Here is a 220-nt window from a genome sequence, read left to right on the forward strand (position 1 = left end):
AAATGCGCGTCCAACCTTTGAAGCCGTCTTTCCAAACGTGGGACGCAAAATTCAGGTCGTTCGCACGGATCCGCTGCACGATCTCCTTGGCGGAGAGTGGGCCCACGGGACGGTCGTTCACGACCGTATACCATTTGAGGGCGGTGTCCTGCAGGAGGAGATTCAGAGTGTTTTCCATACTATAAGTATTGATTAGGGCGCGCCTCGTAGCAAGGCGGCA

The 220-nt window shown here is 55.5% G+C and carries 1 protein-coding gene; it reads right to left on the reverse strand.

Annotated elements, in window-relative coordinates; translation table 11 throughout:
• Positions 1–178: DUF4339 domain-containing protein (locus tag JEM65_RS23530; protein ID WP_199603900.1), on the reverse strand; the 178-nt coding region annotated here is incomplete at its 3' end.
• Between the last annotated feature and the right edge of the window lie 42 nt (positions 179–220).

Origin of the sequence: Gelidibacter salicanalis (genome assembly GCF_016469035.1) — a bacterium.
In the GTDB taxonomy this organism is placed as follows: Bacteria; Bacteroidota; Bacteroidia; order Flavobacteriales; family Flavobacteriaceae; genus Gelidibacter; species Gelidibacter salicanalis_A.